This window comes from Thioalkalivibrio sp. AKL12 (genome assembly GCF_000377925.1).
GTDB lineage: Bacteria > Pseudomonadota > Gammaproteobacteria > Ectothiorhodospirales > Ectothiorhodospiraceae > Thioalkalivibrio > Thioalkalivibrio versutus.
In genome coordinates, this window is the sequence record NZ_KB898914.1 from 1 (window position 1) to 16138 (window position 16138).

13 protein-coding genes and 1 tRNA gene are annotated in these 16138 nt (G+C 62.9%); all 14 read left to right on the plus strand.

Going from position 1 to position 16138, the window contains the following annotated elements:
- A partial coding sequence (locus tag D579_RS0113765; protein WP_018952362.1) for an elongation factor Tu occupies positions 1-753 on the plus strand: 753 nt, incomplete at its 5' end.
- Between the two features lie 86 nt (positions 754-839).
- Positions 840-915 (plus strand) — tRNA-Trp (locus tag D579_RS0113770).
- Between the two features lie 37 nt (positions 916-952).
- Complete coding sequence (gene secE / locus D579_RS0113775) at positions 953-1318, plus strand: preprotein translocase subunit SecE (protein WP_018167854.1); 366 nt, start codon at positions 953-955, stop codon at positions 1316-1318.
- Positions 1319-1335: 17 nt separating this feature from the next.
- Positions 1336-1869: a transcription termination/antitermination protein NusG gene (gene nusG / locus D579_RS0113780; protein WP_017940468.1), complete on the plus strand. Its 534-nt coding sequence runs from the start codon at positions 1336-1338 to the stop codon at positions 1867-1869.
- Positions 1870-1934: 65 nt separating this feature from the next.
- Positions 1935-2366: a 50S ribosomal protein L11 gene (rplK, locus tag D579_RS0113785; RefSeq protein WP_018650512.1), complete on the plus strand. Its 432-nt coding sequence runs from the start codon at positions 1935-1937 to the stop codon at positions 2364-2366.
- A 1-nt stretch (position 2367) separates the two neighbouring features.
- Positions 2368-3063, plus strand: a complete 696-nt coding sequence (rplA, locus tag D579_RS0113790) for a 50S ribosomal protein L1 (protein WP_018167856.1) — start codon at positions 2368-2370, stop codon at positions 3061-3063.
- Positions 3064-3277: 214 nt separating this feature from the next.
- The gene (gene rplJ / locus D579_RS0113795; protein WP_018143869.1) at positions 3278-3799 is read left to right on the plus strand and encodes a 50S ribosomal protein L10; all 522 of its coding nucleotides are present in this window, start codon (positions 3278-3280) and stop codon (positions 3797-3799) included.
- Positions 3800-3870: 71 nt separating this feature from the next.
- Complete coding sequence (gene rplL, locus D579_RS0113800; protein ID WP_018143870.1) at positions 3871-4248, plus strand: 50S ribosomal protein L7/L12; 378 nt, start codon at positions 3871-3873, stop codon at positions 4246-4248.
- Positions 4249-4379: 131 nt separating this feature from the next.
- Positions 4380-8459, plus strand: coding sequence for a DNA-directed RNA polymerase subunit beta (gene rpoB / locus D579_RS0113805; RefSeq protein ID WP_018650510.1), 4080 nt, complete (start codon positions 4380-4382; stop codon positions 8457-8459).
- Between the two features lie 71 nt (positions 8460-8530).
- Positions 8531-12751: a DNA-directed RNA polymerase subunit beta' gene (gene rpoC / locus D579_RS0113810; protein WP_018952363.1), complete on the plus strand. Its 4221-nt coding sequence runs from the start codon at positions 8531-8533 to the stop codon at positions 12749-12751.
- Positions 12752-12859: 108 nt separating this feature from the next.
- A complete protein-coding gene (gene rpsL, locus D579_RS0113815; RefSeq protein ID WP_018143873.1) occupies positions 12860-13234 on the plus strand; it encodes a 30S ribosomal protein S12 in 375 nt (124 codons plus the stop codon).
- Between the two features lie 33 nt (positions 13235-13267).
- A complete protein-coding gene (gene rpsG, locus D579_RS0113820; protein WP_018143874.1) occupies positions 13268-13735 on the plus strand; it encodes a 30S ribosomal protein S7 in 468 nt (155 codons plus the stop codon).
- A gap of 22 nt (positions 13736-13757) precedes the next feature.
- A complete protein-coding gene (gene fusA, locus D579_RS0113825; protein WP_018167860.1) occupies positions 13758-15854 on the plus strand; it encodes an elongation factor G in 2097 nt (698 codons plus the stop codon).
- A 45-nt stretch (positions 15855-15899) separates the two neighbouring features.
- Positions 15900-16138 (plus strand): GTP-binding protein (locus D579_RS14410; RefSeq protein ID WP_018952150.1); only part of this gene is annotated, 239 nt, incomplete at its 3' end.

A 16138-nucleotide genomic window follows, 5' to 3' on the forward strand; every position in this document is an offset into this window, starting at 1 on the left:
CTGGAGCTGGTCGAGATGGAAGTACGCGACCTGCTGTCCTCGTACGACTTCCCGGGTGACGACACCCCGGTCATCACCGGTTCCGCGCTGAAGGCGCTGGAAGGTGACGAGAGCGAAGTGGGCGCCCCGGCGATCTACAAGCTGGTCGAAGCGATGGACACCTGGATTCCGGAGCCGGAGCGTGCCGTGGACGGCGCGTACCTGATGCCGGTGGAAGACGTGTTCTCGATCTCCGGTCGCGGCACCGTGGTGACCGGTCGTATCGAGCGCGGCGTGGTGAAGGTGGGCGAAGAGATCGAGATCGTCGGTATTCGCGACACGCAGAAGACCACCGTCACCGGTGTCGAGATGTTCCGCAAGCTGCTCGATCAGGGCGAAGCGGGCGACAACGTCGGCATTCTGCTGCGCGGCACCAAGCGTGACGACGTCCAGCGTGGTCAGGTGCTGTGCAAGCCGGGTTCGATTACCCCGCACACGCACTTCGAAGCCGAGGTGTACATCCTGGGCAAGGAAGAGGGCGGTCGTCACACGCCGTTCTTCAACGGGTACCGTCCGCAGTTCTACTTCCGCACGACGGACGTGACGGGCTCGGTGGAGCTTCCGGAAGGCACCGAGATGGTGATGCCGGGTGACAACGTGAAGATGACGGTGTCCCTGATCAATCCGATCGCGATGGAAGACGGTCTGCGCTTTGCGATCCGCGAAGGCGGCCGCACTGTGGGCGCCGGCGTCGTCTCCAAGATCATCGAGTGATATAGTAGACAAGTTGACAGACTGACCGCGAGAGGCGGCGCCGTGTGCGTCGTCTCTCGCGTTTGTTTCTTGTCGATTCGATTTCTAGGCCAGTAGCTCAATTGGCAGAGCAGCGGTCTCCAAAACCGCAGGTTGGGGGTTCGAGTCCCTCCTGGCCTGCCATCTTCGAGATGGCGGCAGCACCGGGTGATACGTATTCATGAGTGAACAATCGGAACAGACCGGCGTGCTTGATACCGTCAAGCTCGCGGTGGCCGTGGCGCTGCTGATTGCCGGCGTCATGGGCTTCTATTGGTTCCAGGACGAATCCACTCTGATTCGCGTCCTCGGGCTGCTTGCCGTCGTGGGGGTCGCCATCGGGATCGCGATGACGACCGCCAAGGGCAGCCAGCTCGCCGGCTTTATGGGCAACGCGCGCACCGAGGTGCGCAAGATGGTGTGGCCCACCCGCGTAGAGACGACCCAGACCACGCTGATCGTCATTGCCGTCGTGATCCTGGTGGGGATCATGCTCTGGCTCCTGGACATGTTCCTGGGCTGGGGCATCAGTCGGTTCATCGGATAAGCAGCAGGATTTTCCCCATGGCACTACGCTGGTACGTCGTACAGGCATTCTCGGGTTTCGAGGCACAGGTGAAGCGGTCCCTGGAGGAGCGCATCGAGCGTTTCGGCATGCAGGACCACTTTGGCGAAATCCTGGTGCCCACCGAGGAGGTCGTCGAGATGAAGGACGGCCAGAAGCGCAAGAGTGAGCGCAAGTTCTTCCCCGGCTATGTCCTGGTTCAGATGGACCTCAACGACGAGGCCTGGCATCTCGTCAAGGCCGTGCCGCGCGTGCTCGGCTTCATCGGTGGCACCGCGGACCGTCCGGCGCCGATCAGCGACAAGGAAGCCGACGCGATTCTGCAGCGCATGCAGGAAGGTGCCGAGAAGCCGCGTCCGAAGGTGCTGTTCGAGGTGGGCGAGATGGTCCGCGTAATCGACGGCCCGTTCAACGATTTCAATGGCGTGGTCGAGGAAGTCAACTACGACAAGAGTCGTCTGCTAGTGGCGGTTCAGATTTTCGGGCGGTCGACGCCCGTGGAACTCGAGTTCCACCAAGTCGAGAAAACCTGAGACGCGCAAGCGTCATCACCTGTTAATCGGGGAGCCGCAAGGCGTTCGCACCCGAGGGAGTCCTCATGGCAAAGAAAATCGAAGCGTATATCAAGCTTCAGGTGGCGGCTGGCAAGGCCAACCCGAGCCCGCCCGTGGGCCCGGCGCTGGGTCAGCGCGGCGTGAACATCATGGAGTTCTGCAAGGCGTTCAACGCCCAGACCCAGGAGATGGAGCCCGGTCTGCCGATTCCGGTGGTGATCACCGTGTACGCGGATCGCAGCTTCACGTTCATTACCAAGACGCCCCCGGCGGCGGTCCTGCTGAAGAAGGCGGCCGGCATTCAGTCCGGTTCCGGTCAGCCGAACACCAACAAGGTCGGCACCGTGACGCGCGCCCAGCTGGAAGAAATTGCGAAGACCAAGGAACCGGATATGACCGCGGCTGATCTCGATGCCGCCGTGCGTACCATCGCCGGCAGTGCCCGCAGTATGGGCCTCGAAGTGGAGGGTCTCTGACATGGCGAAGCTTTCCAAGCGTATGCAGGCCTATCGCGAGAAGGTGGAGCCGGGTCACCTATATCCGGTCACCGAAGCCTTTGATCTCCTGCGTGACCTGCCCAAGGCCAAGTTCCGCGAGTCGGTGGACGTTGCCGTGAACCTCGGCGTGGACCCACGCAAATCCGACCAGGTGGTGCGCGGTTCCACTGTGTTGCCGCATGGCAATGGCAAGACTGTGCGCGTGGCCGTGTTCACCCAGGGTGCGAACGCCGATGCCGCCAAGGAAGCCGGGGCCGATGTCGTCGGCATGGACGACCTCGCCGAACAGGTGAAGGCCGGCCAGATGGACTTCGACGTGGTGATCGCCTCCCCGGATGCGATGCGCGTCGTCGGCCAGCTCGGCCAGATTCTCGGCCCGCGCGGCCTGATGCCGAACCCGAAGGTCGGCACCGTGACCCCGGATGTGGCCACCGCGGTGACCAATGCCAAGGGTGGTCAGGTGCGCTACCGCACCGACAAGGGTGGCATCGTCCACTGCACTATTGGCGCGGCCGATTTCGACACGAATTCGCTTACCGACAATCTGAACGCCCTGCTGGCTGACCTGCTGAAGATGAAGCCGGCGACCTCCAAGGGGCAGTACGTCAAGGCCGTGGTCGTCTCGACGACCATGGGTCCGGGCGTCAAGGTCGATCAGGGCTCGTTGGAGCTCTAAGCAAGAAAATACGGTTTTTGGTCGGCTGTCGCGCAAGCGGCACGCCATCCAAGACCGCAGGCGCCGAGCTCCAGGGCCCGGCTTAATACTCCAGCCTGCGCAGATGGTGTCACCCGATTCAGGAAGTACCTGCGACGGGAGCACCGAAGTGCCGGGTTCGCCCGGTTTCACGATCACCTCCGGGTGGTCTTACTAGAGGAGAGTCAACGTGGCTTTGAATCTCGACGACAAGAAGGCGATTGTCTCGGAGCTGGCTACGGTTGCTGCCTCGGCGCATTCCGCGGTCGCCGCGGAGTACCGGGGTCTCTCGGTCGCGCAGATGACCGACCTTCGTCGGCAGGCCCGCACTACCGGGGTCTATCTGCGGGTGGTGAAGAACAACCTCGCCAAGCGTGCCATTGAGGGTACGGATTTCGCGTGCATGCAGCCCGAGCTGCAGGGTCCGCTGATCCTTGCCTTCAGTGAAGAGGAGCCTGGCTCCGCGGCACGCCTAGTGAAGAACTTCGCCAAGGAAAACGATCAGCTGAAGGTCCGGCTGGTGTCCTTTGGTGGGCAGCTCATGGGGGCGAACGATCTCGATCGCCTCGCGAGCCTGCCGACCCGTGATGAGGCGCTCTCGCAGCTGCTCGCCACGATGAAGGCACCGCTCGACAAGTTCGCCCGTACGGTGAACGAAGTCCCGGGCAAGCTTGTGCGTACCGTTGCAGCAATCCGTGATCAGAAGCAGGCAGCCTGAAGAACCCTTCAAGCCTGCTTCTGCAGCATGTACTGAATGAATTCGGGCTCGACCCGTTAGGAGATTAAGAAATGGCCGTTTCGAAAGAAGATATCCTGGAAGCCATCGGCAACATGACGGTCCTGGAGATTGTGGACCTGATCAGCGAGATGGAAGAGAAGTTCGGCGTGTCCGCCGCTGCCGCTGTTGCGGCCGCCCCGGCTGCCGCTGGTGGCGAAGCCGCTGCCGCTGAAGTCAAGGACGAGTTCGACGTCGTGATGTCGAGCTTCGGCGAGAACAAGGTCGGCGTCATCAAGGTCGTCCGCGGCCTGACCGGTCTGGGTCTGAAGGAAGCCAAGGAAATGGTCGAAGGCGTGCCGGCGACCGTGAAGGAAGGCGCTCCGAAGGACGAGGCCGAGAAGATGAAGGCGGAGCTGGAAGGCGCGGGCGCCACCGTCGAACTGAAGTAAGAAGGCGCTTGCGCCTGTTGTTTTCGTGTACATCACGAAGCCCTGAGGCTGGCGGCCGTTTGGTCGCCAGCCTCAGCCCGTGGTGGCGCGTGTTTTGTCGCGCGTTGTTCAGCTAGCCTCCGAGGTAAGCCATGGCCCTCAGTTATACCGAAAAGAAACGTATCCGCAAGGACTTCGGGAAGCGTCCCCAGATCCTCGAAGTCCCGTACCTGCTGGAAACCCAGCTGACCTCCTATCGGGATTTCCTGCAGGCGGACCGAGCGTCCGACGGGCGGGATCCGATGGGCCTGCATGCGGCGTTTCAGTCGGTTTTCCCCATCGTCAGTTATTCCGGTCATGTCCAGCTCGAGTATGTGAGCTATCGCCTGGGCGAACCGATGTTCGACGTGAAGGAATGCCAGATCCGTGGCGTGACCTATGCGGCCCCGCTGCGTGTCCTCTTGCGCCTGGTGATCCACGACAAGGAAGCCCCGGCGGGTTCCACCGTGGTCAAGGAGGTCAAGGAGCAGGAAGTCTACATGGGCGAAATGCCGCTCATGACCGAGAACGGCACCTTTGTCATCAACGGTACCGAACGCGTAATCGTGTCGCAGTTGCACCGCTCGCCGGGCGTGTTCTTCGACAGCGACAAGGGCAAGACCCAGGGCAGTGCACAGAAATTGCTTTATAACGCCCGCATTATTCCGTACCGCGGCTCCTGGCTCGACTTCGAGTTCGACGCCAAGGACGGGGTCTTCGTGCGCATCGACCGTCGCCGCAAGCTGCCGGCGTCGATCCTGCTGCGCGCACTGGGTATGGATACCGAAGAGATCCTCACCACCTTTTTCGAATTCAATCAGCTCACCCTCGACGATGACGGCGGCGAGCTGGACCTGATCCCCGAGCGCATGCGCGGCGAGACTGCCGTGATCGACATTACCGATGGCGAAACCGTCATCGTCGAGGCCGGTCGGCGTATTACGCCGCGCCATATCCGGGAGATCGAGAAGGCCGGCATCAACACCCTGCGGGTGCCGGACGAATACCTGCTGGGTCGGGTGCTGGCCAAGGGCGTGGTGGATGAGTCCACCGGGGAGCTGATCGCCAATGCCAATGACGCCCTGACCCAGGAGATGCTCGACAAGCTGCGCGCCGAGGGCGTGAAGTCGCTGGAGACCATCTACACCAACGACTACGACCACGGTCCGTACATGTCGGATACGCTGCGTCTGGACCCGACCAAGAGCCAGCTGGAGGCCCAGGTCGAGATCTACCGCGTGATGCGCCCGGGCGAGCCGCCGACCAAGGACGCTGCGGAGAACCTGTTCTCCAACCTGTTCTTCTCGGAAGATCGCTACGACCTGTCCGCCGTGGGCCGGATGAAGTTCAACCGCCGCGTGGGTCGCGATACCGACGAGGGCGCGGGCGTGCTGTCGCCGGAAGACATCCTGGATGTCCTGAAGGTGCTGATTGACCTGCGTAACGGCAACGGCCGTACCGATGATATCGACCACCTGGGCAACCGCCGCATCCGCAGCGTGGGCGAGATGGCCGAAAACCAGTTCCGCCTGGGCCTGGTGCGTGTCGAACGCGCGGTCAAGGAGCGTCTCACCGTCGCCGAGAGCGAAGGCCTGATGCCGCAGGAACTGATCAACGCCAAGCCGGTGGCCGCCGCGGTCAAGGAATTCTTCGGGTCCAGCCAGCTGTCGCAGTTCATGGACCAGAACAACCCGCTGTCCGAGGTGACGCACAAACGGCGTATCTCGGCCCTGGGTCCGGGCGGGCTTACCCGCGAACGTGCCGGCTTCGAAGTCCGCGACGTGCACCCGACGCATTACGGTCGCGTGTGCCCGATCGAGACTCCGGAAGGCCCGAACATCGGTCTGATCAACTCGCTGGCCGTGTATGCCCGCACCAACCGCTACGGTTTCCTGGAGACGCCGTATCGCAAGGTCGAAGAGGGCAAGGTGACCGAGGAGATCGTCTACCTCTCCGCGATCGAAGAGAGCCAGTACGTGATCGCCCAGGCGAACGCGGCGATGGACGAGGAAGGTCGCCTGAGCGATGACCTCGTGTCCTGCCGTCATCAGGAGGAGTTCACGATCTCGTCTCCGGACAAGATCCAGTACATGGACGTCTCGCCGAAGCAGATCGTGTCGGTGGCCGCCGCGTTGCTGCCCTTCCTGGAGCATGACGATGCCAACCGCGCCCTGATGGGCGCGAACATGCAGCGTCAGGCCGTGCCGTGCCTGCGGGCCGACAAGCCGCTGGTGGGTACCGGTATCGAGCGCGCCGTCGCCATCGACTCCGGCTCCGCGATCGTCGCCAAGCGCGGCGGTACGGTGGACTCGGTGGACGCGGGTCGTGTGGTGGTCCGTGTGAACGACGACGAAACCGTCGCCGGCGAGCCGGGCGTGGATATCTACAACCTCACCAAGTACTCGCGTTCCAACCAGAACACCTCCATCAACCAGCGTCCTCTGGTTGCGGTGGGCGACGAAATCGCCCGCGGTGACGCGATTGCCGATGGCTCGTCCACGGATCTGGGCGAGCTCGCGCTGGGGCAGAACATGATGGTCGCGTTCATGCCCTGGAATGGCTACAACTTCGAGGACTCGATTCTGATCTCGGAGCGCGTGGTGCAGGAGGATCGTTACACCACGATCCACATCGAGGAGCTCAACTGTGTCGCTCGTGACACCAAGCTTGGCCAGGAAGAGATCACCGCGGATATCCCGAACGTCTCCGAGTCGTTGCTGAACAAGCTGGACGAGTCCGGCGTGGTCTACGTCGGGGCCGAGGTGAACCCGGGCGACATCCTGGTCGGCAAGGTCACGCCGAAGGGCGAGACCCAGTTGACGCCGGAAGAGAAGCTCCTGAGGGCGATCTTTGGCGAGAAGGCCTCGGACGTAAAGGACACCTCCCTGCGTGTGCCGTCCGGCATCGAGGGGACGGTGATCGACGTGCGTGTTTTCACCCGCGACGGTGTGGAGAAAGACGCCCGCGCCCGGTCGATCGAGGCCGACGATCTCGCCGCTGTGCAGAAGGACCTGAAGGACCAGCTGCGCATCTACGAGGATGATATCTACGCCCGCGTCGAAAGGCTGCTGGTCAACAAGACCGCCGCCGGTGGCCCGGATGGGCTGGGTGATGGCTCCAAGGTGACCAAGAAGTATTTGCAGGGGCTGTCCCGCGACAAGTGGTTCGAGGTCCGCCTGCAGGACGATGCGGTCAACAGCCAGCTGGAAGACCTGGGTCGCCAGATCAAGGATCAGCACGAGGCGTTCGAGAAGAAGTTCGAGCACCAGAAGGCCAAGCTGGCCGCGGGCGACGACCTGCCGCCAGGCGTGCAGAAGATGGTCAAGGTCTACGTGGCCGTGAAACGCCGCCTGCAGCCGGGCGACAAGATGGCCGGTCGCCACGGGAACAAGGGCGTGATCTCGATGATCGTGCCGGAAGAGGACATGCCGTTCCTCGAGGACGGTACCCCGGTCGACGTGGTGCTGAACCCGTTGGGCGTGCCCTCGCGCATGAACGTCGGCCAGGTGCTGGAAGTGCACCTGGGTTGGGCGGCCCGAGGTCTCGGCCACAAGATCAACCGCATGCTCGAGGCGCAAGCCGAGATCGCCAAGCTGCGCGAGTTCCTCGACAAGATCTACAACAACCGCGAGCGCAAGGTGGACCTCGACTCCATGTCGGACCCCGAGATCATCACCCTGTGCCGCAACCTGCGCGGTGGCGTGCCGATGGCGACGCCGGTGTTCGACGGCGCCGAAGAGGCCGAGATCAAGGAGATGCTGCGTCTGGCGGACCTGCCGGAAACGGGGCAGGCCCAGTTGTACGACGGGCGCACCGGGGACGGCTTCGACCGCCCGGTCACCGTGGGCTACATGCACATGCTGAAGCTGAACCATCTGGTCGACGACAAGATGCATGCACGTTCCACCGGCCCGTATTCGCTGGTCACCCAGCAACCGTTGGGCGGCAAGGCGCAGTTCGGTGGTCAGCGCTTCGGCGAAATGGAGGTCTGGGCACTGGAGGCCTACGGCGCCGCCTACACGTTGCAGGAAATGCTGACGGTGAAGGCGGACGACGTGCAGGGCCGCAACAAGATGTACAAGAACATCGTTGACGGTGAGCACCACATGGAGGCCAACGTCCCCGAGTCGTTCAACGTGCTCATGAAGGAGATCAAGGCGCTCGGCATCAATATCGAGCTCGAGCAGGACTGATCTTCTCCGATCCGATTGTGATCCGACGGGGCGCAGTGCGCCCCTCGAAACCAAGTTTGTGAGGCAAGCGAATGAAAGACCTCCTGAATCTGTTCAAGCAACAGACCCAGCCGGAAGAGTTCGATGCGATCCGCATCGGTCTTGCGTCCCCGGACCAGATCCGTTCCTGGTCCTTTGGCGAGGTGAAGAAGCCGGAAACCATCAATTACCGGACGTTCAAGCCGGAACGTGATGGCCTGTTTTGCGCGAAGATCTTCGGGCCGGTGAAGGACTACGAGTGCCTGTGCGGCAAGTACAAGCGCCTGAAGCATCGTGGCGTGGTGTGCGAGAAGTGCGGCGTCGAAGTGACCCAGACCAAGGTCCGGCGCGAGCGCATGGGCCATATCGACCTGGCCTCGCCGGTTGCCCACATCTGGTACCTGAAGAGCTTGCCGTCCCGTATTGGCCTGCTGCTCGACATGACCCTGAAGGACATCGAGAAGGTCCTGTACTTCGAGTCCTTCATCGTCACCGATCCGGGCTTCACCACGCTGGAGAAGCGCCAGCTCCTGACCGACGAGGAATACCTCGAGGCGATGGAAGAGCACGGTGACGACTTCACCGCGCTGATGGGCGCGGAGGCCGTGCTGAGCCTGTTGAAGGAAATGGATCTGCCGGCCGAGGCGACGAAGCTGCGCCAGGACCTGAGCGAGACCGGTTCCGAGACCAAGATCAAGCGCTTCGGCAAGCGGCTCAAGCTGGTCGAGGCCTTCCTCGATTCCGGCAACAAGCCGGAGTGGATGATCATGAAGGTGCTGCCGGTACTGCCGCCGGACCTGCGTCCGCTGGTGCCGCTGGATGGCGGCCGGTTTGCGACGTCCGACCTGAATGATCTGTACCGCCGGGTGATCAACCGCAACAACCGTCTGCGTCGCTTGCTGGAGCTGAATGCCCCGGACATCATCGTGCGCAACGAAAAGCGCATGCTGCAGGAGTCCGTGGACGCGCTGCTGGATAACGGCCGTCGCGGCCGTGCCATCACCGGCACCAACAAGCGCCCGCTGAAGTCCCTGGCCGACATGATCAAGGGCAAGCAGGGCCGCTTCCGCCAGAACCTGCTGGGCAAGCGTGTCGACTACTCCGGTCGCTCGGTGATCGTGGTGGGCCCGACTCTGCGCCTGCACCAGTGCGGTCTGCCCAAGCGCATGGCGCTGGAGCTGTTCAAGCCGTTCATCTTCGGCAAGCTGCAGCGCCGTGGTCTCGCGACCACCATCAAGGCCGCCAAGAAGGCGGTGGAAAAGGAAGGTCCCGAGGTCTGGGATATCCTGGAAGAGGTGATCCGCGAGCACCCGGTCATGCTGAACCGCGCGCCGACCCTGCACCGCCTGGGTATCCAGGCGTTCGAGCCGGTATTGATCGAAGGCAAGGCGATCCAGCTGCACCCGCTGGTTTGCGCCGCGTTCAACGCGGACTTCGACGGTGACCAGATGGCCGTGCACGTGCCGCTGTCGCTGGAGGCCCAGCTGGAGGCGCGCACGCTGATGCTGTCCTCCAACAACGTGCTGTCCCCGGCCAACGGCGAGCCGATCATCGTGCCGTCGCAGGATATTGTCCTGGGGCTCTACTACCTGTCGCGCGAGAAGGTGAACGCGAAAGGCGAAGGCATGACGTTCGCCGACGTGGATGAAGTCCACCGCGCCTACGAGCACAAGCTGGTGGATCTGCACGCGCGCGTTACCGTCCGGATTGGCGACACCATGGCCGAGGTCGGCGAGGGCGAGAGCCTGCCGTACCTGCGCCTGGAGACCACCGTGGGCCGCGCGATCCTGTCGCGCATCATGCCCAAGGGTCTGCCGTTCGAGCTGATCGACCGCGAGCTGAACAAGAAGGCGATCTCCGGCCTGATCAACCAGTGCTACCGGCGCCTGGGTCTGAAGGATACGGTGGTGTTCGCGGACCAGCTGATGTACGCGGGCTTCTACTACTCCACCCGTGCCGGCGTCTCCTTCTGCGCCGACGACATGGTGATCCCGGACGAGAAGCAGCCGATCCTGCAGGGCGCCGAAGAACAGGTTAAGGAAATCGAGAACCAGTACGCCTCGGGTCTCGTGACCAAGGGCGAGCGTTACAACAAGGTCGTGGATATCTGGTCTCACTGTAATGACCAGGTCGCCAAGGCCATGATGGAGCGGCTCGGCAAGGAGAAGGTCGTCAACAAGGACGGCGAGACGGTCGAGCAGAATTCGTTCAACTCGATCTTCATGATGGCCGACTCCGGTGCGCGTGGCTCCGCTGCGCAGATTCGTCAGCTGGCCGGCATGCGTGGCCTGATGGCCAAGCCGGACGGCTCGATCATCGAGACGCCGATCACCGCGAACTTCCGCGAAGGTCTGAACGTCTTGCAGTACTTCATCTCCACCCACGGCGCCCGTAAGGGGCTGGCCGATACGGCGTTGAAGACCGCAAACTCGGGCTACCTGACCCGCCGCCTGGTGGATGTCTCGCAGGACGTCGTGGTAACCCAGCCCGATTGCGGGACCCAGCAGGGTCTGCTGATGAAGCCCATCATCGAAGGCGGTGATGTGGTCGAGCCATTGCGCGATCGCGTGCTCGGGCGGACCACTGCGGTCGACGTGCTTCGCCCGGGTGCGGATGAGGTATTGATCCCCGCCGGCACGCTGCTCGATGAAGCGATGGTGGACTCCCTGGATGCCGCTTCGGTCGACGAAGTGCTGGTGCGTTCCGCGATTACCTGCGAGACCCGCCAGGGCATTTGTGCCAAGTGCTATGGGCGTGATCTGGCGCGTGGCCACGAGGTCAACGCCGGCGAGGCCGTGGGTGTCATCGCCGCGCAGTCGATCGGCGAGCCGGGTACCCAGCTGACGATGCGTACCTTCCATATTGGCGGGGCCGCGAGCCGGGCCGTGACGGTTAGTGCGATCCAGGTGAAGAGCTCCGGTTCTGTCCGTCTGCATAACCTGAAGACGGTCACCAACAAGGCCGGCAACCTGGTCGCGGTCTCGCGCTCCGGCGAGCTGGGTGTGATCGACGATCAGGGTCGCGAACGGGAGCGCTACAAGATTCCCTATGGCGCGCTTATCACGGTCCACGACAGCGATGCCGTGGAAGCTGGGCAGGAAGTCGCCAGCTGGGATCCGCATACCCATCCGATCGTCACCGAGGTGGCCGGTAACCTGCGTCTCGCGGACTTCGTGGAGAACGTGACGGTCACCAAGGAGACCGATGAGTTCACCGGCCTGTCGTCCAACGTGGTCCTGGATCCGAAGAGCCGCTCTACGGCGGGCAAGGATCTGCGCCCGACGGTCAAGCTGCTGGACGACGACGGCAACGAGGTGTACATCCCGGGGACCGACATGCCCGCGCAGTACATGCTGCCGGCCAATGCGATCTTCAACCTGGAGGACAACGCCCGGGTCGAGGTGGGTGACGTCATTGCCCGCCTGCCGCAGGAATCCTCCAAGACGCGTGACATCACCGGTGGTCTGCCGCGTGTGGCCGACTTGTTCGAGGCGCGGCGTCCCAAGGAGCCGGCGGTGCTGGCCGAGATCTCGGGCACCGTGTCCTTCGGCAAGGAGACCAAGGGCAAGCAGCGTCTCGTGATCACCCCGGACAAGGGTGACCCGGTCGAGATGATGATTCCCAAGCTGCGTACCGTGAACGTGTTCGAAGGCGAGCGTGTCGAGCGTGGCGAGGTCGTGGTGGACGGTGAGCTGGATCCGCATGACATCATCCGTCTGCGCGGTGTCACCACCCTGGCCGAGTACCAGGTCCAGGAGATCCAGGACGTTTACCGTCTCCAGGGTGTGAAGATCAACGACAAGCACATCGAGGTGATCGTCCGCCAGATGATGCGCAAGGTGAACATCGAGGACGCCGGCGACACCAAGTTCCTCGCCGGGGACCAGGTGGATCGCATTCGGGTGCTGGAGGAGAACGAGCAGCTGGGTGCCGACAAGCAGCCGGCAACCTACGAGCGCGTGCTCCTGGGTATCACCAAGGCGTCGCTGGTGACCGAGTCGTTCATCTCTGCGGCCTCCTTCCAGGAGACCACCCGCGTGCTCACCGAGGCCTCGACCCGCGGTGCGCGTGACGATCTGCGCGGCCTGAAGGAAAACGTGATTGTCGGACGCCTGATCCCCGCGGGGACGGGCCTCGCCTATCACAAGGAGCGTCGCCGCAAGCGCGCACTGGAAATGCCCGAGTTCGAGACGGTCGCGGAGGCGCCGGCGGTGATCGCCGACTCCGAACCGGCTACGACCGACCCGGGTACCACGGAAGACGGGTCCGAGTGACCCGTCCCACCTTGACACTCACGGGGGCGGCGATTAGACTTCCGCTCCCTCGACAGTCCGGTCTCGGCGCCGGCCTGTCGTTATTTTTAGGCTAGGAGAAAGGGTTTCATGGCCACGATCAACCAGTTGGTACGCAAGCCCCGCAAGCGCCCCGTCGAAAAGAGCGACGTGCCGGCGCTGCAGGGTTCCCCGCAGAAGCGCGGGGTCTGCACCCGTGTCTACACGACCACCCCGAAGAAGCCGAACTCCGCGCTGCGCAAGGTTGCGCGCGTGCGGCTGACCAACGGCTACGAAGTCAGTAGCTACATCGGTGGGGAAGGCCACAACCTGCAGGAGCACTCGGTGGTCCTGATTCGTGGCGGCCGTGTTAAGGATCTCCCGGGTGTGCGTTACCACACGGTGCGCGGCAGCCTGGACACCCAGGGTGTGCAGAAGCGCATGCAGGGCCGGTCCAAGTACGGCACCAAGCGTCCCAAATCCTAACCGTGATCCATGATCCAGTCCGGGAACTGAAACATGTCTAGAAGAGCAGCAGCCCCCAAGCGTCACATCCTCCCCGACCCGAAGTTCGGAAGCGAGCGCCTGGCCAAGTTCATCAACACGGTGATGCGTGACGGCAAGAAGTCCGTCGCCGAACAGGTCGTGTATGGCGCCCTGGATCAGATCGAGTCCAAGCAGGGCGACGGGATGGGTGCGCTGGAACGCGCCCTGGATAACATTCGCCCGCGTGTCGAGGTGAAGTCCCGCCGCGTTGGTGGTGCGACCTACCAGGTTCCGGTGGAAGTGCGCTCGGTGCGTCAGGATGCGCTGGCCATGCGCTGGGTGGTCGAGGCCGCCCGCAAGCGGGGCGAGCGCACCATGGCCCTGAAGCTGGCCGGCGAACTGATGGACGCCTCGGACAGCAAGGGTTCGGCCGTCAAGAAGCGCGAAGACACTCACCGCATGGCGGAAGCGAACAAGGCGTTCGCTCACTTCCGCTGGTAAACCAGATTTAGAGAGGCTCACCGTGGCACGCAAGACACCACTGAAGCGCTACCGGAATATCGGGATCAGCGCGCACATCGACGCCGGCAAGACGACGACGACCGAGCGCATCCTGTTCTATACCGGTCTGTCGCACAAGATCGGCGAGGTGCATGACGGCGCCGCCACGATGGACTGGATGGAGCAGGAGCAGGAGCGCGGGATCACCATTACCTCCGCGGCGACCACCAGCTTCTGGTCCGGCATGGCCAAGCAGTTCGACGAGCATCGAGTGAACATCATCGATACGCCCGGGCACGTGGACTTCACCATCGAGGTCGAACGTTCCATGCGCGTGCTCGACGGGGCGGTCATGGTGTATTGCGCCGTGGGCGGTGTGCAGCCGCAGTCCGAGACGGTCTGGCGTCAGGCGACCAAGTACGCCGTGCCGCGTCTCGCGTTCGTCAACAAGATGGACCGCGCCGGCGCCGACTTCCTGCGCGTCTACGAGCAGATGAGGGAGCGCCTGCAGGCCAACCCGGTGCCGATCCAGCTGCCGATTGGCGCCGAGGACCAGTTCAAGGGTGTGATCGACCTGGTCAAGATGCAGGCGATCTACTGGGACGAAGAGAACTTCGGTATCAGCTTCGAGTACAAGGACATCCCCGATGACCTGAAGGCTGAAGCTGACAAGTGGCGCGAGAACATGCTCGAGGCCGCCGCCGAGGCGAACGAAGAGCTGATGGACAAGTACCTCAACGAGGGTGACCTCAGCGAGGAAGAAGTCAAGTCGGCCCTGCGTCAACGGACCCTGGCGCTCGAGATTGTCCCGATGCTGTGCGGTTCCGCCTTCAAGAACAAGGGCGTCCAGGCAATGCTGGATGCGGTTGTCGAGTACCTGCCCTCTCCGGAGGAGGTCAAGGCGATCAAGGGCGTGAAAGCAGGCACCGAAGAGCCGGTGGCCAAGCACGCGTCGGACGACGAGCCCTTCGCGGCTTTGGCGTTCAAGATCATGACCGACCCCTATGTGGGTTCCCTGACCTTCGTCCGTGTTTATTCGGGCGTGCTGTCGGCCGGAGACTCGGTGCTGAATACGCAAAACAACCGCCGCGAGCGGATTGGGCGTATCCTGCAGATGCACTCCAATTCCCGCGAGGAGATCAAGGAGCTGCGTGCAGGCGACATCGGCGCGGTAGTGGGCCTGAAGGATCTGTACACGGGTACGACGCTGTGCGATCCGAATGACCCGGTCGAGCTCGAGCGCATGGAGTTCCCGGAGCCGGTGATCTCCATCGCGGTCGAACCGAAGACCAAGACCGACCAGGAAAAGATGGGCATCGCGCTGAACAAGCTGGCGCAGGAAGATCCGTCCTTCAAGGTGCATACCGACGAAGAGTCCGGTCAGACCATCATCTCGGGTATGGGCGAGCTCCATCTCGAGGTGCTGGTGGACCGCATGAAGCGCGAGTTCAAGGTCGAGGCGAACGTTGGGCAGCCCCAGGTGGCCTACCGCGAGACCATTCGCAAGACGGTCGAGCAGGAAGGCAAGTTTGTGCGGCAGTCGGGCGGTCGCGGCCAGTATGGCCACGTGTGGCTGCGCCTCGAGCCGCTGGAACCCGGTAGCGGGTACCAGTTCGAGAACGCCATCGTGGGCGGTGTGGTGCCCAAGGACTACATCCCGGCGGTCAACAAGGGTGTGGCCGAGCAGATGTCCAATGGTGTGCTCGCCGGCTATCCGGTCGAGGACGTGAAGGTCACGCTGTTCGACGGCTCCTACCATGACGTTGACTCCAACGAGATGGCGTTCAAGGTTGCGGGCTCCATGGCCTTCAAGGAAGGCGCGCTGAAGGCCGGCGCCGTGCTTCTTGAGCCGATGATGAAGGTCGAGGTGGAGACACCCGAAGAGTACATGGGCGACGTGATGGGCGACCTCAATCGCCGTCGTGGCCTGGTGAAGGGCATGGAAGACGTCGCCGGGCAGAAGCTGCTGCGGGCCGAGGTTCCCCTGTCCGAGATGTTCGGCTACTCGACCCAGTTGCGCTCGATGAGTCAGGGTCGCGCGACCTACTCGATGGAATTCGAGAAGTACGCCGAGGCCCCCGCGCAGATCGCCGAGGCGGTAGCCGCCAAAGCGTCCTGATCCCGAATTCGCGTTATTTGAAAGAACTGTAAAGAGGTTTGAGCTGTGTCCAAGGAAAAGTTCGAGCGTAAGAAGCCGCATGTGAATGTGGGTACGATTGGTCATGTGGACCATGGGAAAACGACGCTGACGGCGGCGATGACGGCGGTGCTGGGCAAGAAGTACGGGAGTGAAGCCCGTGCATTTGACCAGATCGACAACGCGCCGGAAGAGAAGGCGCGCGGTATTACGATTGCGACCGCGCACGTCGAGTACGAATCCGACCTTCGTCACTATGCGCACGT